Annotated in this window: 25 protein-coding genes; 16 read left to right on the top strand and 9 right to left on the bottom strand. The window is 66.2% G+C overall.

Translation table 11 applies throughout. The features are described 5' to 3' along the window. Window positions 1-40: 40 nt before the first annotated feature. From AB4Z42_RS16465 to AB4Z42_RS16430, 8 genes are all read left to right on the top strand, one after another. Complete coding sequence (locus AB4Z42_RS16465) at window positions 41-1,300, top strand: alpha/beta fold hydrolase (protein WP_442010264.1); 1,260 nt, start codon at window positions 41-43, stop codon at window positions 1,298-1,300. Window positions 1,301-1,388: 88 nt separating this feature from the next. Next, window positions 1,389-2,090, top strand: a complete 702-nt coding sequence (locus AB4Z42_RS16460) for a hypothetical protein (protein WP_442010263.1) — start codon at window positions 1,389-1,391, stop codon at window positions 2,088-2,090. A gap of 210 nt (window positions 2,091-2,300) precedes the next feature. Continuing rightward, on the top strand, window positions 2,301-3,032 hold the full coding sequence (locus tag AB4Z42_RS16455) for an ABC transporter permease (protein ID WP_442010506.1): 732 nt from the start codon (window positions 2,301-2,303) through the stop codon (window positions 3,030-3,032). Further along, window positions 3,029-3,751, top strand: a complete 723-nt coding sequence (locus tag AB4Z42_RS16450) for an ABC transporter ATP-binding protein (RefSeq protein WP_442010262.1) — start codon at window positions 3,029-3,031, stop codon at window positions 3,749-3,751. The genes AB4Z42_RS16455 and AB4Z42_RS16450 overlap by 4 nt, the downstream gene beginning before the upstream one ends. Window positions 3,752-3,770: 19 nt before the next feature. Then, window positions 3,771-4,784, top strand: coding sequence for an ABC transporter substrate-binding protein (locus tag AB4Z42_RS16445; RefSeq protein WP_442010261.1), 1,014 nt, complete (start codon window positions 3,771-3,773; stop codon window positions 4,782-4,784). A 13-nt stretch (window positions 4,785-4,797) separates the two neighbouring features. Continuing rightward, window positions 4,798-5,907, top strand: coding sequence for an LLM class flavin-dependent oxidoreductase (locus AB4Z42_RS16440; RefSeq protein ID WP_442010260.1), 1,110 nt, complete (start codon window positions 4,798-4,800; stop codon window positions 5,905-5,907). A gap of 18 nt (window positions 5,908-5,925) precedes the next feature. Next, the gene (locus tag AB4Z42_RS16435; protein WP_442010259.1) at window positions 5,926-6,312 is read left to right on the top strand and encodes an ArsR/SmtB family transcription factor; all 387 of its coding nucleotides are present in this window, start codon (window positions 5,926-5,928) and stop codon (window positions 6,310-6,312) included. Further along, window positions 6,312-7,238: a cation diffusion facilitator family transporter gene (locus AB4Z42_RS16430; protein WP_442010258.1), complete on the top strand. Its 927-nt coding sequence runs from the start codon at window positions 6,312-6,314 to the stop codon at window positions 7,236-7,238. Before AB4Z42_RS16435 ends, AB4Z42_RS16430 begins: the two co-directional genes overlap by 1 nt. Here the strand turns inward: AB4Z42_RS16430 and AB4Z42_RS16425 are convergent. After that, entirely contained in the window at window positions 7,228-7,905 is a 678-nt protein-coding gene (locus AB4Z42_RS16425; protein ID WP_442010257.1) for a hypothetical protein, read from the bottom strand. The two genes, AB4Z42_RS16430 and AB4Z42_RS16425, sit on opposite strands and share 11 nt — an antisense overlap. A 75-nt stretch (window positions 7,906-7,980) precedes the next feature. On the opposite strand from AB4Z42_RS16425, the gene AB4Z42_RS16420 reads away from it, so the two are divergent. The 3 genes from AB4Z42_RS16420 to AB4Z42_RS16410 are packed head-to-tail and all read left to right on the top strand — an operon-like array spanning window position 7,981 to window position 13,474. Next, window positions 7,981-9,489, top strand: a complete 1,509-nt coding sequence (locus AB4Z42_RS16420) for a carboxylesterase/lipase family protein (protein ID WP_442010256.1) — start codon at window positions 7,981-7,983, stop codon at window positions 9,487-9,489. A gap of 60 nt (window positions 9,490-9,549) precedes the next feature. Continuing rightward, window positions 9,550-11,529 carry a primary-amine oxidase gene (locus tag AB4Z42_RS16415; RefSeq protein WP_442010255.1) on the top strand — a complete coding sequence of 660 codons (1,980 nt, stop codon included), beginning with the start codon at window positions 9,550-9,552 and terminating at the stop codon, window positions 11,527-11,529. Next, complete coding sequence (locus tag AB4Z42_RS16410) at window positions 11,516-13,474, top strand: DUF7064 domain-containing protein (RefSeq protein WP_442010254.1); 1,959 nt, start codon at window positions 11,516-11,518, stop codon at window positions 13,472-13,474. The genes AB4Z42_RS16415 and AB4Z42_RS16410 overlap by 14 nt, the downstream gene beginning before the upstream one ends. A 15-nt stretch (window positions 13,475-13,489) precedes the next feature. Here the strand turns inward: AB4Z42_RS16410 and AB4Z42_RS16405 are convergent, their stop codons facing one another. The 3 genes from AB4Z42_RS16405 to AB4Z42_RS16395 all read right to left on the bottom strand — a co-directional run bounded on the left by AB4Z42_RS16405 (window position 13,490) and on the right by AB4Z42_RS16395 (window position 15,520). Next, the gene (locus tag AB4Z42_RS16405; protein ID WP_442010505.1) at window positions 13,490-13,816 is read right to left on the bottom strand and encodes a YnfA family protein; all 327 of its coding nucleotides are present in this window, start codon (window positions 13,814-13,816) and stop codon (window positions 13,490-13,492) included. A gap of 78 nt (window positions 13,817-13,894) precedes the next feature. Continuing rightward, on the bottom strand, window positions 13,895-14,782 hold the full coding sequence (locus tag AB4Z42_RS16400) for an SCO6745 family protein (RefSeq protein WP_442010253.1): 888 nt from the start codon (window positions 14,780-14,782) through the stop codon (window positions 13,895-13,897). A gap of 33 nt (window positions 14,783-14,815) precedes the next feature. Next, window positions 14,816-15,520 (bottom strand): FadR/GntR family transcriptional regulator, encoded by a 705-nt coding sequence (locus AB4Z42_RS16395; protein WP_442010252.1) that lies wholly within the window; start codon window positions 15,518-15,520, stop codon window positions 14,816-14,818. 124 nt (window positions 15,521-15,644) lie between these two features. On the opposite strand from AB4Z42_RS16395, the gene AB4Z42_RS16390 reads away from it, so the two are divergent. Continuing rightward, the gene (locus AB4Z42_RS16390) at window positions 15,645-16,163 is read left to right on the top strand and encodes a gluconokinase (RefSeq protein ID WP_442010251.1); all 519 of its coding nucleotides are present in this window, start codon (window positions 15,645-15,647) and stop codon (window positions 16,161-16,163) included. Then, window positions 16,160-17,635 (top strand): GntP family permease, encoded by a 1,476-nt coding sequence (locus AB4Z42_RS16385; protein WP_442010250.1) that lies wholly within the window; start codon window positions 16,160-16,162, stop codon window positions 17,633-17,635. Before AB4Z42_RS16390 ends, AB4Z42_RS16385 begins: the two co-directional genes overlap by 4 nt. Before the next feature lie 10 nt (window positions 17,636-17,645). On the opposite strand, the gene AB4Z42_RS16380 is transcribed toward AB4Z42_RS16385, so the two are convergent. From AB4Z42_RS16380 to AB4Z42_RS16365, 4 genes are all read right to left on the bottom strand, one after another. After that, window positions 17,646-18,137 (bottom strand): RDD family protein, encoded by a 492-nt coding sequence (locus AB4Z42_RS16380; protein ID WP_442010249.1) that lies wholly within the window; start codon window positions 18,135-18,137, stop codon window positions 17,646-17,648. Between the two features lie 106 nt (window positions 18,138-18,243). Further along, window positions 18,244-19,200: a DoxX family membrane protein gene (locus AB4Z42_RS16375; protein WP_442010248.1), complete on the bottom strand. Its 957-nt coding sequence runs from the start codon at window positions 19,198-19,200 to the stop codon at window positions 18,244-18,246. Between the two features lie 36 nt (window positions 19,201-19,236). Further along, window positions 19,237-19,743 (bottom strand): DUF6328 family protein, encoded by a 507-nt coding sequence (locus AB4Z42_RS16370; RefSeq protein WP_442010247.1) that lies wholly within the window; start codon window positions 19,741-19,743, stop codon window positions 19,237-19,239. A gap of 49 nt (window positions 19,744-19,792) precedes the next feature. Further along, the gene (locus AB4Z42_RS16365; RefSeq protein WP_442010246.1) at window positions 19,793-20,344 is read right to left on the bottom strand and encodes a dihydrofolate reductase family protein; all 552 of its coding nucleotides are present in this window, start codon (window positions 20,342-20,344) and stop codon (window positions 19,793-19,795) included. Between the two features lie 52 nt (window positions 20,345-20,396). Here AB4Z42_RS16365 and AB4Z42_RS16360 point away from each other — a divergent pair, with 52 nt between their 5' ends. The 3 genes from AB4Z42_RS16360 (at window position 20,397) to AB4Z42_RS16350 (ending at window position 22,376) form a co-directional block, all read left to right on the top strand. After that, a complete protein-coding gene (locus AB4Z42_RS16360) occupies window positions 20,397-21,791 on the top strand; it encodes a xylulokinase (protein ID WP_442010245.1) in 1,395 nt (464 codons plus the stop codon). A gap of 131 nt (window positions 21,792-21,922) precedes the next feature. Further along, entirely contained in the window at window positions 21,923-22,156 is a 234-nt protein-coding gene (locus AB4Z42_RS16355; protein WP_442010244.1) for a DUF6400 family protein, read from the top strand. Beyond that, window positions 22,143-22,376, top strand: a complete 234-nt coding sequence (locus AB4Z42_RS16350) for a hypothetical protein (RefSeq protein WP_442010243.1) — start codon at window positions 22,143-22,145, stop codon at window positions 22,374-22,376. The genes AB4Z42_RS16355 and AB4Z42_RS16350 overlap by 14 nt, the downstream gene beginning before the upstream one ends. Before the next feature lie 3 nt (window positions 22,377-22,379). Here AB4Z42_RS16350 and AB4Z42_RS16345 read toward each other — a convergent pair whose 3' ends face one another. Beyond that, window positions 22,380-23,300, bottom strand: a complete 921-nt coding sequence (locus AB4Z42_RS16345; RefSeq protein WP_442010242.1) for a LysR family transcriptional regulator — start codon at window positions 23,298-23,300, stop codon at window positions 22,380-22,382. Window positions 23,301-23,383 lie beyond the last annotated feature (83 nt).

The raw sequence follows: 23,383 nt of genomic DNA, 5'->3' as shown, positions 1-23,383 counted from the left end.
ATGGGGTTGCTCGTCGTTACGATGACCTGCAAACCTCCCGATGGGACCCGCCGTGACCTTGTCAACACCCGAGTCTTCAGCGTCTCTGCCCACCTCGACGGGCGTGTGGCGATTCGGGGCTTTCGTGCTGGACACCCAACGCTACGAACTGCGCTGCGACGACGAGGTGATCCGCGTCGAACCCCAGGTGTTCGACGTGCTGACCCAGCTGGTGAGCAACGCCGACCGGTTCGTGTCGAAAGAAGAACTGTTCGACTCCGTGTGGGGCGGGCGCTTCGTGACCGAGGCGGCGCTGACGAGTCGCATCAAGGCCGCCCGCCGCGCGATCGGCGATGACGGCGAATCGCAGCGGCTCATCAGAACCGTTCGCGGGCGCGGCTACCAGTTCGTGGGCACGCTCATCGCGGACGTACCGGAACCGGCGCCGCCGGAGCCCGTGACAGTCGACGAGCCACCGCCGCCGCGCCAGCACATCGCGTTCTGCCGGGCCGACGACGGTGTGCGCCTCGCGTACGCCGTGGCGGGGGAGGGCCCGCCGCTGGTGCGGGCCGCCAACTGGATGACTCACCTCGGATACGACATCGAAAGCCCGGTGTGGAATCACTGGGTGCGCGATCTGTCGGACAAGCACCGCTTCATCCGTTATGACGAGCGGGGGTGTGGCCTATCCGATTGGGATGCAACAGATTTCACCTTCGAAGACTGGGTGGCCGACCTGGAGTCGGTGGTGGAGGCGCTCGGTCTGGAACGCTTCCCGCTACTCGGTGTGTCTCAGGGCGGCGCGGTCGCGGTGGCCTACGCGGCGCGCCATCCCGAGCGTGTGAGCCGCCTTGTGTTGTGCAGTGCGTATGCGCGCGGACGGGCCGTGCGCGCGTCCGGTGACGATGAAAAGCGGGCCGCGGCGCTCGATCTCGAACTCGCCCGAGTCGGCTGGGGCCGCGACGATCCGGCGTTCCGCCAGGTGTTCGCTGCGCAGTTCCTGCCCGACGGCACCCGCGCCGACTGGGCCGCCTTCGACCAACTGCAGCGGCGCACCACCTCGCCGGAGAACGCAGTACGTTTCCTCGAGGAGTTCGGCCGCATCGATGTAAGGGATCTGGCGCGCGACGTCGCCTGCCCGACGCTGATCATGCATTCGCGTGACGACCACCGGGTCCCACTGCGTTTCGGCGAGGAGCTGGCTTCCCTGATACCGGATTCCCGCCTCGTGGCTCTTGCCAGTAACAACCATCTGCTGACCGCATCCGAACCGGCGTGGCAGGTGTTCCGCGCCGAGATCCACGCATTTCTGGCGGTGTGAACCCGCATGCCGACGACCAGCGCATATCTCCACGCAATCTCCATACATTCTTCATGTAACGCCGCGCCCGGCCATCCATGCTGGTCACATGAAGAAACTCACTCTCAACCTGCTCGTGGGTATCAGCGCGATCGTCGCGCTTGGCACCCTCTCCGCCTGCTCGGGCGGATCATCCAATCAAGCGGCCTCCTCATCAGAGGCACCGACAGCAACCACCAGCTCCGCGCCCACCGCCTTCCCGGAGTCGGCGCGGTACATCGCGGATATGACGGCGGCCGACGGCAAAACCATGACGATCGGTATCTCCGTCGAGGGAGACGAGGTTGCGGCGTACGCCTGCAACGGAACCGACGACGAGGCATGGTTCTTCGGCAACCAGACCGACGGTTCCATCGACATCAAGTCGCGCTTCCGCGACACGTTGCAGGCAGAGTTCGACGGCGGGAACGTCGCGGGCGACCTCAATATGAACGGGGTGGCCTATCAGTTCACGGCGAAGCCGGCGACCGGTGCGGCCGGGATGTACACCGCTGAGCTCGACGGTGCACGTGCCTCCTGGGTGCTCCGCGACGACGGCTCGGCGGTCGGCGTCCAGATCAACGGCGCCGTTCTCGACGCGGTCGATGTGCAGCAGCTCAATGACGCGCAGTTCCGCGCCCAGGTCCGCAACAAGCGCCAACTCCAGCAGGCTCAGCAGATCACCCGGCTGTCCAACGGCAGCATGAGCTCCAAGATCAACGGCAGGGACGTGACGCCGACGCTGGTCACCGGAAGTTTCCGCCTCGGCTGACAGCTCAAAATCGTTGCTACCCAACGGCCCTGCCGGTGTGCTGAATCACATCGGCAGGGCCCGTGTCTTTGCATCATCGCGAATCAAAACCTACTGACACCGCGGCATCGTGCGTAGCGTCGACGCACCGTGACTACTCCTGCCGAGTTGGCGGCGCCGATAGCGCCCATACGCGCTGCGAATGCCGGATGGCGGCAGCGCAAATGGGGGCTGATCCGGCTGGCATCGCCAATCGTGCTTGTCGCCCTGTGGCAGTTGGGCAGCGCACTGGGTCTCATCTCGCAGGACGTGCTTCCTGCGCCGTCGTTGATCGCCGAGGCCGGCATCGAGGTGGTACAGAACGGACAGCTGACCGACGCGCTGCGGGTGTCGGGAATTCGAGTGGTCGAAGGACTGCTGCTCGGCGGGCTGATCGGCGTCGCGCTCGGGACCGCCGTCGGACTGTCCCGCTGGTTCGAGGCGACAGTCGACCCGCCGATGCAGATGGTCCGGGCACTGCCGCACCTCGGCCTGATTCCGCTGTTCATCCTGTGGTTCGGCATCGGCGAGATTCCCAAGGTGCTTCTGGTGGCGCTCGGCGTCAGTTTCCCGCTGTATCTGAACACCTTCTCGGCGATCCGCCAGGTCGATCCGAAGTTGTTCGAGACGGCCCAGGTGCTCGGCTTCTCGTTCTGGCAACGATTCCGCACCATCATCGTGCCCAGCGCCGCACCGCAGGTCCTCGTCGGTCTACGCCAGTCGCTGGCGATCGCGTGGCTCACGCTGATCGTGGCTGAACAGATCAACGCCGACAAGGGAATCGGTTTCATGATCAACAACGCTCGCGACTTTCTGAGGATCGACATCATCATCTTCGGACTGATCGTCTACGCACTCCTGGGGATCGGCACCGACGCCATCGTCCGCGCACTGGAACGACGAGCAGTGAGGTACCGAACATGACACTGACGGCATCACGCACAACGCACATCGCAGGCGAACTGCGAGAGGTGAACAAGTGGTACGGCGATCACCATGTCCTGACCGACGTTTCGGTGCGCATCGACAGCGGCGAGATCGTCGCCCTGATCGGTCGTAGCGGGTCCGGCAAGTCCACGGTGCTGCGCGTGCTCGCAGGCCTGTCACCCGACCACACCGGCCATCGTGAGGTCGTCGGGGCGTCCGCACTTGCGTTCCAGGAACCGCGACTGTTCCCGTGGCGCGATGTGCGCACCAACGTCGTCTACGGCCTCACCCGCAATCGGCTGCCCAAGGCAGCCGCGCACGCCCGCGCCGAGAAGGCACTTGCGGATGTCGGACTTGCCGACCGCGCCGACGTGTGGCCGCTGACGCTGTCCGGTGGCCAGGCGCAACGTGTTTCGTTGGCACGCGCGCTGGTGGCCGAGCCCGAGCTGCTGCTGCTCGACGAGCCCTTCGGCGCGCTGGACGCCCTGACCAGGTTGAGCATGCGGGCACTGCTGCTGGACCTGTGGCGAGAGCACGGCTTCGGCGTCCTGCTCGTCACCCACGACGTGGATGAAGCCATCGCACTCGCCGATCGGGTTCTCGTCCTCGACGACGGCCGAGTCACCCACACGCTGGAGATCGGCGACCCGCGGCAGTCCACCAACGCTGAGCTCTATCGCGCCGAGCTGCTCGATCAGCTCGGTGTGCGGATCTGACCTCTCCGAAAGGATTTCCATGCGAAAACTCGCTGTCGTCACCGCCCTACTCGCCCTGCTGCTCGCGGGATGTGTTTCTCGTCAGGAGAGCTCCGGTGCTTCCGAAGTGCCTGCGACGGTTGCCCTTTCGGAGTTGTCGGACCTGACGCTCAACGTGGGCGATCAGAAGGGCGGCACCGAGGCGCTGCTGCGGGCGGCGGGGGCGCTCGACGACCTGCCGTACAAGATCGCCTTCTCGACGTTCACCTCCGGACCGCCCCAGATCGAGGCGGCCACCGCGGGCAAGATCGACTTCGCGGTCACCGGAAACACACCTCCGATCTTCGGCGCCGCATCCAACGCGAAGGTGAAGGTCGTGTCGGCATACGACGGAAGCGGCAGGGGCGACAAGGTACTGGTCCAAGCTGATTCGCCGATCCGCTCGGTATCCGATCTCCGCGGCAAGAAGATCGCCGTCGGTAAGGGCAGCTCCGCGCACGGCAACATACTGGCGCAGCTGCAACGCGCCGGGTTGTCGCCGTCGGACGTCGAGCTGGTCTTCCTGCAGCCCGCCGACGCGCTGGGCGCCTTCCGTCAACGGCAGGTCGACGCCTGGGCGATCTGGGACCCCTACACCGCCCAAGCAGAGGCGGACATCCCGGTGCGCAGCATCGCCCAGGCGACGGGTGTCACCAACGGCGCCGGTTTCGGCGTCGCATTCGATACCGCGCTGGCGGATCCGAAACGCAACACCGCTTTGAGTGACCTTCTGGTGCGGTATGCGAAAGCGGTGCGATGGGCACAGGACAATCCCGAGAGATGGGCGCAGAGTTACGCCGCCTCAGTGGGTCTGGATCCCGCCGTCGCGGCCGCCGCGCAGGGTCGCAGCCTACGGTTGCCCACCGATCTATCCGATCAGCTCATGGCATCCGAACAGGAGTTGGCCGACCTGTTCGCCGAATCAAAACAGATCTCCGACGCACCCGAATTCAAGAACTGGGTGGATACCCGCTACAGCGAAGTGCTTGCGCCCCTTTACCTCAACCGTAGTTAGGATCGAGTTCGACATGACAGAACAGCCCCAATCGACAGCCAAATTCTTCTGGTTCCTGCCCACCAACGGCGACAGCAGATCCATCGTCGGCGCATCGCACGCGTCGTCGGGCCACACCGTGCCCGCCAACTACCGTGCACCGACGCGCAGATACCTCGCCGAGGTGGCGCGGGCGGCCGACCGGCTCGGGTTCGAGGGTGTGCTGACGCCGACAGGTACGTGGTGTGAGGACGCGTGGTTGACGGCGTCGGCGCTGCTCGCCGAAACCGAACGCCTCAAGTTCCTTGTCGCATTCCGGCCCGGACTGGTTCCGCCGACCCTGGCCGCACAACAGGCCGCCACGCTTCAGCGCTTCTCCGAGGGTCGGGTCCTCCTCAACATCGTGAGCGGCGGTGACGATGTCGAGCAGCGCCGGTTCGGTGACTGGCTCGGCCACGACGAGCGTTACGCCCGGACGGGGGAATTCCTGCATATCGTCAACACACTGTGGCGCCAGGAGTCGCTCGACTTCGAGGGCAAGCACTACACGGTGAAGGATGCGCGAGTGTCGGCTGCGCCGGATCCATTGCCGCAGAGCTATTTTGGCGGTTCGTCTGCGGCGGCGCTGCCGATCGCCGCCGAGTACGTCGACGTGTACCTGACGTGGGGCGAGCCGCCACAGGCGGCGGCGGCCAAGATCGAACAGGTCCGCAAGCTCGCCGAGGAACGCGGCCGCAAAGTGCGTTTCGGTATCCGGTTGCACACCATCAGCCGGGACACCTCGGCGGCGGCATGGGCGGTTGCCGATGAACTACTTGCCGAACTCAGCCCCGAGCAGATCGCCAAACAGACTGAGCTGCATGCCAAATCGGAATCCGAGGGACAGCGACGGATGACCGCTCTGCACGGCGGTCGCGTGGACAGCCTGGAGATCTATCCCAACCTGTGGGCCGGCGTCGGGCTGGTTCGCGGTGGAGCAGGCACGGCACTGGTCGGCAGCCACGAGGAAGTCGCGAACCTGATCTACGAGTACCACTCCGTGGGCTTCGACGAGTTCATCCTCTCGGGCTACCCGCACCTGGAGGAGGCTTACTGGTTCGCCGAGGGTGTGCTGCCGATTCTGAAACAGAAGGGTGTCGCGTAGCTGCGCTACTATCTGCATATGAATGCAGATAAGCAAGTCTGCGGGCGCCGGCTGGCCGAGGACCAGGCCGACCTGGTCGTCGAGGTGTTCAGGATGCTGGCCGACGCAACCCGTGTGCAGCTGCTGTGGGCGTTGGCGGACCGCGAGATGTCCGTCAACGACCTGGCGTCACGAGTCGCCAAACCGGCGCCATCGGTGTCGCAGCACCTCGCCAAGCTGCGGATGGCGCACCTGGTCCGCCCCCGTCGCGAGGGCACCCAGGTGTTCTACCGCCTCGAGAACGATCACGTCCGCCAGCTCGTCACCGACGCGGTGCATAACGCCGAACATGCGACGGGCGGGGTGCCCGCGCACCACCTGGACGAGGGCGAGCTGCGGGTATTGCACGACAGGGGGGTGGGGTAGTGGGTGTCGGGCATTCTCACGATCACACGGACCGCGTCGACAGCGCGTTGCGGGACAGCGCCGCGGGCATTCGCGCGGTCAAGATCAGTCTCGTTCTCCTCGGCATCACCGCGGCCGTCCAGTTGGCGATCGTCGTCGTGTCGGGATCGGTCGCGCTGTTCGCCGACACCGTGCACAACTTCTCCGACGCCCTGACGGCAGTGCCGCTGTGGATCGCATTCGCGATGAGCCGGCGCGCCGCGACCCGGCGCTACACCTACGGATTCGGTCGGGTGGAGGACTTGGCGGGGCTGTTCGTGGTGGCGGCCATCGCGATCTCCGCGCTCGTTGCGGCCGTCGAAGCCGTGCGCCGGCTCATCAACCCGGTGCCGCTCAGCCATCTGAGCTGGGTGGTCGCGGCCGGCATCGTCGGCTTCATCGGCAACGAGGTGGTCGCGGTGTACCGCATTCGAGTCGGGCACCGGATCGGGTCGGCGGCACTGCGCGCCGATGGAATGCATGCTCGCGCAGACGGTTTGACTTCGTTGGCCGTGGTGGCCGGCGCGGTCGGAGTGGCGTTGGGCTATCCGGTGGCAGACCCGATCGTCGGATTGGTGATCGCCGGCGCCATCGGCGTCGTGCTGATCGTCGCGGCGCGGGATGTGTTCGGCAGGCTGCTGGACCGTATTGATCCGGAATACGTCGACACCGCACGCGCCGTGCTGTCGGGCCAGCCGGGCGTACGCGGCGTCCGGCGGCTGCGGATGAGGTGGTCGGGGCATCGGCTCGAGGCCGACACCGAACTCGACGTCGATCCGTCGCTGAGTCTGGCCGATGCGCATGCCATCGCTCACGCCGCCGAACATGAACTCGCGCATGCGATTCCGCAGCTCAGTTCGGTGGTCGTGCACGCCTACCCGGCGCACGACCGTCTGGTCAGCAGCTGAACATCTCGCCGATCTGGGGTGGCGCCGTGACGGGTTTCAGGCATCCGAACGGTTCGATGCCCTCGTCGCTGTAGCGCACCGCGGTGCCATGGGCACGGTTGGCGCAGAACAAGCCGGCCGGGTCGACGCGACACTGGTAGTCGCCGAAGCCGAGCGCCGCGCCGTACGGCAGTTCGGGACCCGTGCCCGCCGTGAACCGGCCGGGGTCGCCGTGCACAGATCCGACCGCGACACTCTTGCCGTCGAAGTCGACCCAACCGCCCTTCCACTCTCCGTACGCGTCCTCCGGCCGCGGCGGCGGGTCGACGAGGTCGACCAGGCACGCCAAGGCGCCAGCGCTGTACTTGGAGTCGGTCATGCAGTTGGTCTTGCCCGAGGGCGTGATGAACGCAACATCCTCGCCGAGTTCTGTGCTCGTCCCGTCGCGCATGGCGACGTGATACTGCGCGGAGTCGACCGTCTTGCCTGCCTCGATCCATGCGATGACGTCGGCCATCGGCGCGCCGGGAACCGGCGGCGTGGTCGGTGGCGCCTTCGACGGAGTCGTGCTCGACGACGGCCTGTTGGTGTTGGGCGGTATCGGCGTGATCCGCTCGGCCTCCCCGTCCGTCGACGATGAACACCCCGCTACCAGCAACAAGATCGCGATCAGCCCGGCCATTCGCATACCGGCCAGGCTAGCGGGCCGACGCGCCGAAGCTGTCCAGGCGCGGCGGCGAGTGGTATTCGCTAACGTCAGGTGATGCACGAACATACGGTCCGCGCAAACATCACCTCCGGCACCGTCGAGGGCTTCACCCGCGACGGGGTCAATCGTTGGCGCGCCATTCCGTACGCCCGTCCACCGGTGGGCCAGCTACGACTGCGCGCACCGCAACCCGTCCAGGCATGGCCAGGTGTGCGGTACTGCCACGGAGTCGGATACTGCGCGCCGCAGCAGCGCATGTACACGATCCTCGCCCCCGGCAAGTACCAGCCGATGAGCGAGGACTGCCTGACGCTCAACGTCGTGGCCCCCACCACGCCGCCCGACACGTCGTTGCCGGTCATGGTGTTCATCCACGGCGGCGGCTACTTCATGGGGAGTTCGGCGACGCCGATCTACGACGGTGCGGCGCTTGCGCGGCAGGGCTGTGTGTACGTGTCGGTCAACTACCGGCTGGGCGCACTCGGTTGTCTCGACCTGTCGTCGCTGTCGGACGAGGACCACACCTTCGACGACAACCTGTATCTGCGCGACCTGGTGATGGCACTTCGCTGGGTTCGCGAGAACATTGCGGTCTTCGGCGGCGACCCGGAGAACGTGACGATCTTCGGCGAGAGCGCAGGCGCCCACGCGGTGGCCACGCTGCTGGCGGTTCCCGCCGCTAAAGGCCTGTTCGCCCAGGCCATTTCCGAGAGCCCCGCCGCCGGGATGGTGCGCACACCCGAGATCGCGGCGGACTACGCCACCACGTTCGCCGAGCTTGTCGCCGACGGCGAGGCCGATGGTGCGGCAGCCGTGATGGCCGCCAGGCCCACGGAACTGGTGACCGCGTTCGAGCGGCTCATCGTCGCGGGCCAGCGCGAGATGCTGGGCGCCTTCGCGGCAGGCCCCACCGCCGGCACCGAGTACCTGCCGCTCGACCCCGTCGAGGCGATGCGCGACGGGCACGCCCACCAGGTGCCGCTCATCGTGGGCACCAACGCCGACGAGGCCCGGCTGTTCGGCCGGTTCCTCAAACTGCTGCCCATGAACGAACCGATGATCGAGCGGCTGCTCTCCGGAACGGAACCCGCTGAGCGCGAACGCATCACCTCGGCATATCCCGGATATCCCGACCCGGCGGCATGTATTCAGTTCGGCGGGGACTTCGCGTTCGGAGCGGCGGCGTGGCAGATCGCCGAGGCGCACAGCCGACACGCTCCGACCTACCTCTACCGCTACGACTACGCGCCCCGCACGTTGCGGTGGTCGGGTCTTGGTGCCACGCACGCGACGGAGTTGCTGGCGGTGTTCGACGTCTACCGAACAACTTTCGGAAAGCTGCTGACCGCCGCCGCGGATCGCAAGGGGGCCCTGCGCGTCAGCGACGACATCCAGTCGCGCTGGCGTGCGTTCGCCCAGACCGGGGTCCCCGGCGAGGACTGGCCCGCCTACGCCAACCCCGAGCGGGCGGTGCGCGTCTTCGACCGCAGGCCCCGCGTCGAGTACGACCCGCACGCATCCCGGCGGGAGGCGTGGGAGGGCTTCACCCTGGCAGGCCGCTGAATCCGTTGCGCTGCTTCAAACCGCTGCGCGTCGGACCGCCGATATGGTTGCGTGATCCCCGTGGTGTACCCCCTGGATCCGCTCAGCGGCGACGAGTTCACGGCGGTCGTATCGATCCTGCAACGTGAGCACGGAGTCGGCGCCGGAGCCGGCCCGCCGGCGACATCCGACCTCGGTTGGAGGTACGCGTCCATCGAATTGATCGAACCGGGCAAGGACGAGTTGCGCGCGTTCGACGCAGGGGGAGCGCGGCCACCGCGACGCGCGAGGGCGACGTGCTTTCAGCGTTCCGCCAACGCGACGTACAAGACCACCGTGTCGCTGACCGACGACCGGGTGGAGACCTTCGAGCACATACCCGGGGTGCAGGCCAATTTCACCGTCGACGAGTTCGCCGAGTGCGACCGGCTGTTGCGGGGGCATCCCGACGTCGCGGCCGCATTGCGCAAGCGCGGCGTCACGGACATGGATCTCGTGTTCTTCGACACCTGGACCTACGGCAACGCCGTCGCGCCGCCGGAGTACCGCGACCGGCGGATCGGGTGGTCGGACACCTGGATGAGGGACGCCGCGGGCGGAAGTCCGTATGCGAATCTGCTCAGCGGATTGCACTGCGTCATCGACCTGAACGCCATGGAGCTGCTGCGCGTCGAGGACAGTGGTCCTTTTTCTGGGGAGGGTGTCGACAAGCCCGACGTGATGGGCGAATACGTCCCGAGCATGATCCCCGAGGCCATCCGGGCGGCGTCGCGCAGAGAGCCACTGAAGCCGCTGCACATCGAGCAGCCCGAGGGGCCGTCGTTCGTCCTCGACGGCAACCTGCTGCAGTGGCAGAACTGGTCTCTGCGCATCGGCTTCAACCACCGCGAAGGGATGACGCTCCACACCATCAGCTACCGCGACGGTGACCGGGAACGCTCTGTGGCGCACCGGATATCGCTTGCCGAGATGATCGTGCCGTACCGCGACTCGTCGGAGGACCACTACCGGCGCACCGCCTTCGACATCGGCGAGTGGGGCCTCGGGTTCATGACCACGTCGCTGGAGTTGGGGTGCGACTGCCTGGGGGAGATCCGCTACCTCGATGCGGTGCTGCACAACAGCAAGGGCGAGCCGTACACGATCACGAACGCCGTCTGCATCCACGAAGAGGACAACGCCGTGCTGTGGAAGCACGTCGATCACGACATCGGCGCCGAGGTGCGCCGGATGCGCAGGCTCACGGTGTCGTCGCACGTGACCGTCGCCAACTACGAGTACCTGATCTACTGGCGGTTCTACCAGGACGGCAACATCGAGTGCGAGATCCGGGCCACCGGAATCATGGTGACCACTCCGGTGGCTCCCGGACAGCCGCATCCCAACGGAACCCTGGTCGACGAGCGGACCTACGCGCCGTACCACCAGCACTTCCTGGTGGCCCGGCTCGACATGGACATCGACGGCACCGACAACACCGTCTGCATGACCGAATCGCATGCCGAGCCGATGGGTCCGGAGAATCCGTACGGCCTGTCGGTGGTGACGCGCAGCCATCCACTGCGCACCGAGAGCCAGGGCAAGCAGCTAGTCAACTTCGCGACGCAGCGCACCTGGAAGATCGTCAACCCCAACGTCGTCAACGGGCTGGGCACCCACCCGTCGTACAAGTTGGTGCCGAGCGGGGCGATCCCACCCATGTTCGATCCCGACTCACCCGTGATCGAGCGGGCAAGCGTCATCGGCCATACTCTGTGGGTGACCCCGAACCATCCCGACGAACGTTGGCCTGCAGGTGAATTCGTCAACCAGTCCTCGACCGACACCGGCCTTGCGCAGTGGACGCTGGCTAACCGTTCCATCGAGAACACCGACGTCGTGATGTGGTACGTGTTCGGGATCCATCACATCACCCGGCCCGAGGACTGGCCGGTGATGCCCGTCGACATCGTGTCGTTCTGGCTCAAGCCGTTCGGGTTCTTCGACCGCAATCCCTCGCTGGACGTTGTCGGGACTCCGCCCGATATGTGCCACACCACATCGACCAGTGCAGCGCACTGACGTGGTGGAGCGGCCGTCGGATCTGACTGCCGAGTGGTTGAGTTCCGCACTCGGCGTGCCCGTCACAGACTTCGCGTTCGAACGCATCGGCACGGGGCAGATGAGCGAGTGCTACCGCGTCGAGCTGACCCGCCCATCCGGTGACGCCGGGCCGTCGTCGGTCGTGCTGAAGGTGGCGGCGACCGATCCGGTGAGCAGGCAGACCGGGCTTGCGCTCGGACTGTACGAGCGTGAGGTGCGCTTCTACACCGACATCGCGCCGAACATCGGCGCAGGCCCGGTAGCCGCCTGCTATTCGTCCGGCTTCGAACCTGATACCGGCGCCTTCCACCTCTTGCTCGGTGACGCGGGCCCCGCCGTCGTCGGCGACGAACTGCGTGGCGCGACAATCGAACAGGCCATGCTGGCGCTGGCCGAGCTGGCCCGATTGCACGCGCCCGCATTCGGCGACACGTCGATGGCGCAGGCGGACTGGCTCAACCGCGATGCGCCGATGAACCAGGCGCTCATCGCCCAGCTGTACGCCGGATTCGTCGACCGGTACAGCGATCAGATCGCGCCCAGGCACCGCGCGGTGTGCGAGCGCCTCGTCGAGAGCTTCGATGCCTACCTTGAGGCCGAGGGTGCCGGCGACCGGATCATGGGCCTCGTCCACGGCGACTACCGGCTGGACAACATGCTTTTTGGCGAGGCGGGAGCGGACCGTCCGTTGACGGTGGTCGATTGGCAGACCGTCACCTGGGGTCCGGCCATGACCGACGTGGCCTACTTCCTCGGCTGCGCGCTACCCAGCGAGCTTCGCCGCGACAACTATGACGCCCTGCTGCGCACCTACCACGAGGCACTCGGCTCCAACACGGAAATCTCGCTCGACGATGTCCGTGACGGCGTGCGGCGGCAGAGCTTCTTCGGCGTGATGATGGCGATCGTGAGCTCGATGCTCGTCGAGCGCACCGACCGCGGCGACGAGATGTTCATGACGATGCTGGCGCGGCACGGCGACCACGTGCTCGACACCGGTGCACTGGATACTCTCCCGGAACCTGTTGCGGTGCAACCACTCACACCGGATCCCGCCGACGAACAGGCGCACACCCCGGGCGACGAGCCGCTATGGAGCGAGAGCTGGTATTTCGACTTCGCCGATCCGCAGCAGGGAATCGGCGGATGGGTGCGGCTGGGTCTGATGCCCAACGAGAACACCACCTGGGTCAACGCGCTGCTCTGCGGACCGGATATGCCGACCGTCGCAATGCTCGATTTCGAGAACACCGGCGAGATCGAACTGTCCCTCGACGCCACCGAGCCGTTGCGGACCTACATGGTGACGGTGCGCGGAACCGGTCAGGCGTACGACGATCCCGCCGCGCTGCTGCATGGAGAGTCGGGCAGGACAGTCGAGGCGACGATGGAACTGGTGTGGACGACGGTTGGTGTCCCGTACCAGTACCGCATCACCCCGCGTTACGAGATCCCGTGCACGGTGTCGGGCACCGTGACCGTCGACGGTCGCGAGTACACGGTGAACGCCGTGCCCGGGCAGCGCGACCACTCGTGGGGTGTACGCGACTGGTGGTCGATGGACTGGGTGTGGAGCGCACTGCATCTCGACGACGGCACCCACGTCCACGGCGTCGACCTACGGATACCGGGCGCCCCTCCGATCGGTATCGGCTACACGCAACGCTCGGGTGAGCCGCTCGTCGAGCTACAGCAGGTCGCCGCGCAGGAGACGTTCTCCGACAACGATCTTCCGGCGTCGACCACAATCGCGTTCAACCCGGGTGACCTCGTCGCGACCATCGACATTCGCGGACACGCACCGGTCCTTCTCACGTCACCCGACGGACGCACCAGTCACTTCCCGCGCGCGTGGGCGACGGTCACCACCGCCGACGGCCGCACCGGTGTCGGCTGGGTGGAGTGGAACCGCAACAACCCCTGATTCGCGCCCGTGCACTCAGCGCGGCCCGTACATGACGATCCCGACCCCGACGAGCGCGATGACAGCGCCCGTCACATCCCAACGATCGGGACGGAAGCCGTCGGCGACCATGCCCCACAACAACGAGCCGGCAATGAAGACACCCCCGTACGCGGCGAGGACCCGCCCGAAATGCGGATCGGGCTGAAACGCCGCGACGAACCCGTACGCACCCAGCGCGATGACGCCGGCGCCGATCCACGCCAGTCCGCGGTGTTCGCGGACGCCCTGCCAGACGAGCCACGCTCCGCCGATCTCGAGCAGCGCGGCCAGGACGAACAATGCGATCGATTTCAGCACCACCACGACTGTCATCCTGCCGCCAAACACGTGATTTCGGCGTGCTGGGTCACGCTCAGCGTGACTGAGCACGCCGAAATCTCAACTCAAATGGGCGCTGTCGTCGTCGAGGTCGTCTCGGCTCAGGCCCATCGGGGTCGCCGCGGGAACGTCGCCTGCGGCCACCACCTTTCGGGTGATCGGCGTCAGGCTGCGAAACAGCAGCTCGACCTCGTCATCGTCGAGCGCGTCGAGAGCGCCGAGGGCCAGCGCGTCGGTGGTGTCCTCGATGCGCTGTTTGAGCTCGCTGCCCGCCGCGGTGAGTTCGTCGTTGTCGTCGAGCACGCCCCTGTGGACCAGCCGGTCGCGGTAGAAGCCCCATTGGTCGTCGTCGTAGTCGCGGCTGCGCATGATGAACTCCTTGGGCACACGGCCCGCCGCCGCGTGCAGGACGTTGCACTCGCGGCCGGAGATTCCCAGCGATGACAACACGGCCACGTGCCCGTCGCCGCGCTGCTCGCGCAGCAGTGTGACGGCATGCCACAGCTTGGCCACCGGTTCGTCGGGCCAGTCCAGCGCCAGGTTGGCGGCGAACACCGGGCGACCGCCCAGGGCAGCGTTTCGCGCGGCCTTGGCGGCGAGATCCGCGGCGGTGGCCGTCTCGTCGTCGACACCGACTCCGTAGCGGCGCAGCGCTTCGACCGCCGATTGTTCGCGGGCGCGCAGCGCATCCGCAGGCGACGCGACCTCCCACGCCGCGGGTAGCGCTTTGGCGACCCGGTTGGGAGCGAAGTTGTAAAACGCCGCGGTCACGACTTCAGTCGGGACGACGCCGAACGGCGCCGATCGGGCCGCGAAGTAGCCCATCCAGAAACCACGGAACCCGAGCCCGTCGAGGGCGGCACGGGACTCCGGGGCGAAATACGTCACGGCATGTACCGGTTCGAGTCGATCGAAGAAACGCCGCGCCAGTCTCGGTTGCCTGTCCATTTTCGTCAGTTAACCACTAGGCCCGCGGGGGTGTTAAAACTCCTCGATCACCGCGGAAGCCGCCTCGTCGATGATCGCGCGCATCGCCCTTTCGGCCGCCGCTTCATCGCGCATCCGAATGGCGCGCGCGACCTCGTCATGCAGCGCGATGGCGGCGGGATTCGGCGTCTCCGGCATCATCCCGTGGTGGGTGCGGCCGGTGAGCACCTCAGACACCACGCCGTTGAGCGCCCGGAACATCTCGTTGCCGCTGGCCTCCAGCATTGTCTGGTGAAAGATCTTGTCGGCCAACAGATACGAGTCCAGATCGCCCGACCGTCCGTGCACCACCATGTCCGAAACCGCCGCGGCCATGATCCGGCATTGGTGTGGATCAGCCCGCAGCGCCGCGAGTGCCGCGGCGGCCGGTTCGAACCCGCGACGTAGCTCTGACAGCGACAACAGTTGTGCGGTTCGATCGCCGGATTCCAGACGCCAGCGAATCAGGAGAGGATCGAAGACGTTCCACTTCTCGGCGGGCTGGATGGTGATGCCCACCCGGCGTCGGGACTCGATCATGCCCATCGACTCCAGCACGCGGACCGCCTCGCGGACGACGCTGCGCGACATACCGTGCTTGGCGCTGACCCCGTCGAGGGTGATGACCTGGCCCGCCCCGTACTCCCCGGAAACGATCGCGGTGCCCAGTGCCGCGAGCAAACTGCCGTGCAGAGCACCGACGTTTGATGCAGACACCACTCATACATCCTGTCATACGTTTGCTGAGGGTTACTAAAAACATACGATTCCGAAAGATACTTGTAATCGTATGATCATTGATGCATGCTGTGTGACGTCAAGCACAATGGGGTAGGTGGGAATGATGGCGTCACCAATTGTCGCGATGGGCGTCTCCGGTTCGGGTAAATCAACGATCGGCGCGGCACTCGCGCAGCGCCTCCGGGTGCCCTTCGCCGACGCCGACGACTTTCATCCGCCGGCCAACATCGCCAAGATGACCGCCGGCCAAGCGCTCGATGACGACGACCGGTACCCATGGCTGGAAGCGATCGGGGAGTGGCTGGCCGAGCGGTGCGACACCGGCGGGGTGATGAGTTGCTCGGCGCTGAAGCGCAAGTACCGCGATCAGCTTCGGCGCCATTGCCTGGATGTCGAGTTCCTCCATCTCAGCGGCACTCCCGAGGTCATCGCCAAACGCCAGGCCAGCCGCCCAGGTCATTTCATGCCGGCATCGCTGCTGGCCTCTCAGTTCGAAACGCTGGAACCTCTCGCTGATGACGAACGGGGCACAGTCATCGACGTCGACCAGAGCATCGATTCCATCGTCGAAAATTACGTCGCCCAAACCGATACGCGCGCAACCGAACAGGAGAATCGATGACTTCAGATATTGGGCTGGCGATCACCACCCTGGCGGCCGACACAGAGTTGGCCGAACCAGTCGCAGCCGGTTGGCAGTTGATCGTGGCGGCGCTGGCGGGTATCGCGCTCATCGTCGTGCTGATCACGGTCGCCAAACTTCACCCTTTCCTGGCGTTGATCTTCGGCGCCATCACCGTGGGTATCGTCGCGCAGGGTTGGAACAACCTCGCGGATGTATTCGACTCCTTCGCTGACGGATTCGGCACCACCGCGGCGGGGGTGGGCATTCTGATCGCGTTGGGTGCGATGTTCGCCAAACTGCTCGCCGATTCGGGCGGAGCCGACGAGATCGTCGACACCATCGTCGGACATGCCTCACCGCGCGCCTTGCCGTGGGCAATGGCCTTGGTGGGCGCGATCATCGGGTTGCCGATGTTCTTCGAGATCGGTCTCGTGCTGTTGATGCCGGTCATCTATCTGGTCGCCAAGCGGTCCCAGTTGTCGCTGATCACCGTCGGAATCCCGGCCCTGGCGGGTCTTTCGGCGATGCACGGGCTGGTCCCACCGCACCCGGGACCGCTGACCGCGATCGACCTGCTCGGCGCCGACCTGGGCATCACGCTCGCATTGGGTGTGGCCGTGGCGATTCCGACGGTCATCGTGGCCGGTCCGCTGTTCGGCCGTCTGGCAGGCAAATGGGTGGTCCTCGACGTGCCCGACCGCTTCGACGCCGACGACTTCTCGCGCGACGGCGGCGGCGGGACGGCTGCGGCTTCGGTCGAGGGCGATACGACGACGTCCACCAGGACGTCCACCCGGCAGCGGCCTTCGTTCGGCATGACGATGTTCTCGGTGTTGTTGCCCGTCGCGCTGATGATGGGCAAGGCGCTGGTCGACATCTTCATCGACGACGAGACCCACGTCGTCCGCCAGACCTTCGACATCCTGGGCCGACCGCTGGTCGCGCTACTCATCGCGGTCGTCGTCGGCATGTTCACGCTGGGCCGCGGCGCGGCGATGACACGCGATCAGATCGTCAAGTGCATCGAGACGTCGCTTCCGCCGGTGGCGGGCATCATCCTGATCGTCGCCGCGGGTGGCGGTTTCAAGCAGGTTCTGGTCGACACCGGCATCGGCACGATGCTCGCGGACTGGGCGAAAACCACCGGCGTCTCCACGATTCTTCTCGCCTGGGTGCTCGCCGTATTGATCCGTCTCGCTACAGGTTCCGCGACCGTCGCCACCATCACCGCGTCCTCGTTGATGCTCGGACTCGTCGAGGGTATGAGCACCGGTGAGGTGTCATTGATCGTGCTGGCGGTCGGTGCGGGGTCGCTGTTCTTCTCCCATGTGAACGACGCCGGGTTCTGGTTGGTGAAGGAGTACTTCGGGATGAGCGTCGGTCAGACCATCAAGTCGTGGTCGATCATGGAGACGGTGCTTTCGGTCACCGGCCTGATCCTGGTGCTGCTGCTCGGGATCTTCATATGATCCCCGGGCGTCAGCCCTTGATGACCTGAGTGCCGCCTGCGAGTTCGTCGTGCTTGCCCTGTTTGGTCGGGCTGCCGTTGATGGTCACCGCGATGACGATGATCGCGATGACACCAAGCAACCCACCGATGAACGGGATGATCGGCAACAGCGTCCACGAATTGCGGATCGCCGATTGAGCGGCCGTCGGCTTGGGTGCACCGCCCGGGCCGCGGACGCTCAGGCCCAGCAGCTTCTTGCCCGGCGTCGAGCCGATGGCGAGCTCGAAGGCCAGGAAGTACACGAACGTGAGCACACCGGTGAACAATCCGGTCACCATGACGTTGGACCACGAGTCCGTGGCGAAGACCAACGCATAGCTGACGATCGCGACGAGGATGCCGTCGATGATGCGGGCAAGCCAGCGAACGAGCAGTCCACCGGGTTGGCCGCCGGCGGGGGGCGGGTAGGCGCCCTGCTCACCGTATTGGCCCGGCTGAGGGTTGTAGTCGGGGGTCGTCATCTCGCACTCCTCATGTCCGCTGCGCGATCGGGGGATCCAACCGCGGGGATGGTGGAGTCAACTTACCGCCGAAACTGACGGGACGCGCCTGTTCAGCGCGCGATGATCATGAATTCAGGCGCTTGCGTTCCTGCTTGATCTGCTTGCGGGCCTGCTTGACCTGCTTACGTCCCTGTGTGCGCGCCGTATCGGCGAGATCTGCTGCGCGGTCGCGTGCGGCATCCGCCAGTTCCGGTGCACGATCGCGCGCCGCATCTGCCCATTCCCAGCCGCGATCACGCGTCACATCGACGATTTCGGCGCCGCGTTCGCGAGCAACATCGGCCAGCTTTCCACCGCGCTTACGTGCGACCTCGGCGATCTCCGGGGCCCGTTCGCGTGCGACATCGGCGAGTTCCGATCCGCGCTCGCGGGCCACGTCGGCCAGTTCGGAACCGCGCTTACGTGCGACCTCGGCGATCTCCGGGGCCCGTTCGCGTGCGACCTGCGCGAGTTCACGACCGCGCTCGGCACCGACCTGCAGGCCGTGTCCCACCTTCTCGGCGAGCTGGCTGTCGGCAAGGGCTCCGCCGGTCGCGGCGCCGACCGGCAACGCGGCGCTGACGGCGTCGGACACCTTGTGTGCTGCACGGCGGCCGCGCCATCCCAGCGACGGTTTGCCCTCGGTGTCGACGGCGGCGATGATCAGCCCGCCGATGAGGCTGATGTCGGTGAGGAAGGCGCGACGTTCGTCGGCCTTGCGTTGTGGGTCCGACTCGTTCCAGAAGCTATGTGCGCCAAGGCTGCCGGGTACGACGCTGAGCGCAAGTGCCACCGACGCCAGCCGCGGTAGCTTGCCGGTGGCGAGCAGCAGGCCGCCACCGATCTGCACACCGGCGTTCACACGGGCGACGGTCTCCGCATTGGACGGAACGTTGGGACCGACGGGATCAGGCAGTTTGCTGAGTCCGTCGAGTGTGGGCCGGGCCGCATCGGCGGCCGGTTTGGGACTACGCAGGGCATCGACACCGCGGGCGACGAAGATCGCAGACAACATCGGACGGGCAACACGTCGGATCAACATGGACGGGGTGTTCCCCGGCCCGTCTGGTCACAAACTTCAGTAAGAGGGGTCGCGGAAGCGCCGATCCCGCAGAGGGAGCGCGTACCAGAAACAGATGAGCGCGGCCAAGGTGCATCCACCGGCGATCCAGGCGCCGGTTCTGCCGACAACGCTGTCGAATATCACCACTGCGACCCCCGAGAGCGCGGTGCCCAGCAGCATGGTCCCGACGACGGCGTACTTATGGGAGACGGCCACCAACGTCTTCAGCTGGTGGCGTCGAAACAACACCCGATGCATGCTGACCGGAGCGACCAACAACACCGTCGCCCCGAGCGAGCAACCGACCGTCACGAGGTAGACCACGCGCATGACGGCGTCCAGTCCGGTGAAGCGTGGCTGGAACGGCAGGATGAGGAGGAACCCGGTCAGCAGCTGGACGCCGGTCTGGGCGACACGCAACTCCTGCAGCAGGCTCGACCAGTTGCGGTCCAGCCGTTGAGCTTCCGTCTCGTTGCGGTCATCGTCCCAACGTTCGTCGACGTTCGGGTGTTCGCTGGCCACACGGCAATTGTTCCACCGCCGCTGACCGCCTGCGCCGGATTGGGGCCGGTTACGCCGCGCGGTAACGCAACAGCGTGATGCCCGACGTGAACGACTTGGGCGCTTCGACCAGCTCCAGCCTCGGAAAAACCGCGCCGTCGGGGAACAACCGCCGACCGCCGCCCTGAACCGTCGGGTAGACGAACAAGCGGTATTCGTCGACAAGGCCCGCGGCGATGAGCGCGTGCGCCAGGCTGATGCTTCCCGTCAGCACGATGTCCTTGCCGGGCCGCGACTTCAGCGTGCTGGTCTGTTCGACGGGATCGCCCGCGAGCACGGTCGAGTTCTCCCACCCCGGGTCTGTCATCGTCGAGGACACCACGTATTTGGCCACCTGATTCAGGTAGGCGGTGATCCCCGTGGCGTCATCGGTCTGATGGGGCCAGTAGCTGCGAAAGTCCTCGAAGGTCCGACGGCCCACGAGCAACGCATCGGCCTCGGCATCCTGCCGGCGCGTCTCGGCGACCAGATCGTCGTCGGCGACTTGGGGGTCGAACCAGTCGCCGAGCATCTCGACAGCGCCGTCTACGGTGATGTTCTGGGTGATTACGAGCTTTCGCATGTAGGGGTAGACCTGATGCGCGTGCGGAACTCATCGGCGTAGCGTCGGCTGCGTGGCTCTCGTCGCGGGTATCGACTCATCCACCCAGTCCTGCAAGGTCGTCATCTGCGATGCGGACACCGGCACAGTCGTCCGCACGGCGACGACGCCGCACCCCGACGGCACCGAGATCGCTCCGCAGCGGTGGTGGTCGGCGCTGCAGACGACCATCTCCGCCGCAGGTGGCCTCGATGACGTGGCGGCGGTGTCGGTCGGCGCGCAGCAGCACGGCATGGTGTGCCTGGACAGCACTGGCGCTGCTGTACGAGATGCGCTGCTGTGGAACGACACTCGCTCGAGCAACGCGGCGGATGCGCTCCTGGCCGAATTTGGTGCGGACGAGTGGGCCAAGCGCGTCGGCGTGGTGCCCGTCGCGGCGATCACGGCGGCCAAACTGCGCTGGCTCGCCGATCACGAACCCGCGCACGCGGATGCGACTGCGGCGGTGTGCCTTCCGCACGACTGGCTGACCTGGCGGCTGAGCGGATCGGCCGACATCGCCGATCTGCGCACCGATCGAAGCGATGCGAGCGGAACCGGTTACTACTCGGCAGAGTCCGGCGATTATCAACTCGATCTGCTCGAGATCGCGATGCGGGGACGGCGACCGGAAGTTCCCGCCGTACTGGGTCCTTCGAAGGAGGCAGGACGCACGCCGACGGGTGCGGTGCTCGGGCCGGGCGCAGGGGACAACGCGGGCGCGGCCCTCGGGCTGGGCGCGGAGCCGGGTGACTGCATCGTTTCGCTCGGCACATCGGGTGTGGTGAGCGCGGTCGGTGACGTGGCCCCGCATGATGCCGATGGAATCGTGGCGGGTTTCGCGGACGCCACCGGGCGGCAACTGCCGCTGGTCTGCACGCTCAACGGCGCCCCTGTGCTTGCCGCCGTGGCGTCAATGCTCGGTGTGGACTTCGACGAGCTTGACCGGCTGGCGATCTCGGCGCAGGCCGGCGCCGGGGGACTCACGCTGGTGCCGTACTTCGAGGGCGAGAGATCGCCGAACCTGCCGGGAGCCGCGGGTGCGCTGCACGGTGCGACCACCCGAAATCTCAATGCCGCCAACGTCGCTCGCGCAGCCGTCGAGGGTCTGCTCAGCTCGATGGCGTATTGCATCGACAGGATCACCGCGCATGGCGTCGACGTGAATCGCATCATCCTGGTGGGCGGGGGAGCGCGGTCGGCGGCGGTGCGGGAGATCGCGCCCGCACTCTGGGGAGCGTCCGTACATGTGCCAACACCAGCGGAATACGTCGCGTTGGGCGCCGCCCGGCAGGCCGCTTGGACGCTCTCACAGGACGCTTCGCCGCCGGCGTGGGCAACGGGAAAAACATCGACGTACACCGCCGATCCCACACCGGACGTGCTCGAGCAGTACCGCGCCGCGCAGCCGTTGACACTGGGGCAGTGACCTTCGACGGAATGGCGAGCCGCGAAACGTGTGACGAACTCCAGCCGAAAATTGTGACCTAGATCATTGTCTGACCTCGTGTAATTAGGACACCCTTACCGTTCAATTCGCCATGGACGGCCGGAGGTGCCATGAGGCCTGGTCTTGAGTTCACCTATGACCTGACGCTCGACGAGGCGCGACGACGCAGCGCCGTGCTCGAGGCGCTCGGTGAGGACTGGGACCCGATCGCTGTCCTCGCCGAGGAGCAGCTTGCCGAGGAGATGCTGTATTCCGGCCTCGACGCCGAACAGCAACGGATCTACGACGACCTCGTCCGCGCTGGTGTCCTGCCCGATCGGACGGTGACCCGTGCTGCCGATTGATCCCACCGCCGACCGCGGACGCCGGGCGTGGCTGCCCTGCCCGTGCTGCGACCACGCCGCCAAGTGCGACGACTGCCACCAACGCAAGAACTGCGCGACACACTGGCAGTACCTGCTGAGCAACAAGGGCATGGTGGTCCACCTGCAATGCTCCGACTGCGGTTACCTCTGGTCGACCGACACCCGGAAACGTGCGTGGCGACAGCGACGCGCGGCCTGACCGTTAGTTGTCCGCCTCCGGGCGAGGCCATTGCGGACGCGGAAGTGCGGCTCCCGGCGGAGGTCGCATCCGGTCCAGAACAGCCCGCAGCGGCGGCCAGTCGGCCCGACCTCGGCGTGTCACCGCATAGGCGGTCAGCACGGCCTCGGGTTTCGACAGAGGAAGCACCTTGACGCCCCTGCTCGTCGGCCTGCCGATGGGCAACAGGCCGACGCCGAAGCCGTCGGCAATCAGGTCCTCGACAAGGTCCAGGCTGTCGATCTCATGCGCGATGCGGGGCGCGAAACCCGCAAGCGACGCCAGCGTACGAACGGCGGTTTCGTCAGCTGTATTGCGGGAGTTGACGATCCACGTCTCTTCCGCATACCCGCCGACATCGGCGGGCCCGTCGGGAAAGCTCGACGGGACGCCCAACCCCCAGGTGATCGACCACAACGCTTCGGCCTGAAGCACTTGGTTGGGCGAGGCGGGCGCCAGGTTGTAGTCGTAGGTGAGCGCCAGGTCGAGGTCGTCGTCGGTCAACAGCGAGAACGCCTCGATGGGCTCATACTCACTGATCACCAAACGCACGTCTGGAAACTGTTCGGCAAGGTCGGCGACGATCGGCAGCAGCGACACCCGGATACCGGTGGCGAATCCGCCGACGCGCACCGTCCCTGACGGCTCGGCGCCGGGATCGAGGTCCAGGCGCGCGCTGTCGATCGCGGCGAGAATCGTGACCGCATGGTCTGCGAGCCGCAGGCCTGCGGGGGTGAGCCGAACGCGGCGACCGTCACGTTCGATCAGTTGTGCGCCGGCTTCCTTTGCGAGGGCGGCGATCTGCTGAGACACCGTCGACGTGGTGAGGTGATGCGCGTCGGCCACCGCGCGCATCGAGCCCAGGCGCGAGAGCGAAAGCAACAGCTGCAGCCGCCGGGTGTCCATCCCGCAATTGTTCACGATTTCCGAACGGTATGTCCACGAAAATCACGTGGACGTGAACGGTAGCTCTCCCGTTCAATGCAGGA

This window comes from Mycobacterium sp. 2YAF39 (genome assembly GCF_052114565.1).
Lineage (GTDB): Bacteria > Actinomycetota > Actinomycetes > Mycobacteriales > Mycobacteriaceae > Mycobacterium.
This window is presented reverse-complemented; position numbering and strand designations above follow the sequence as displayed.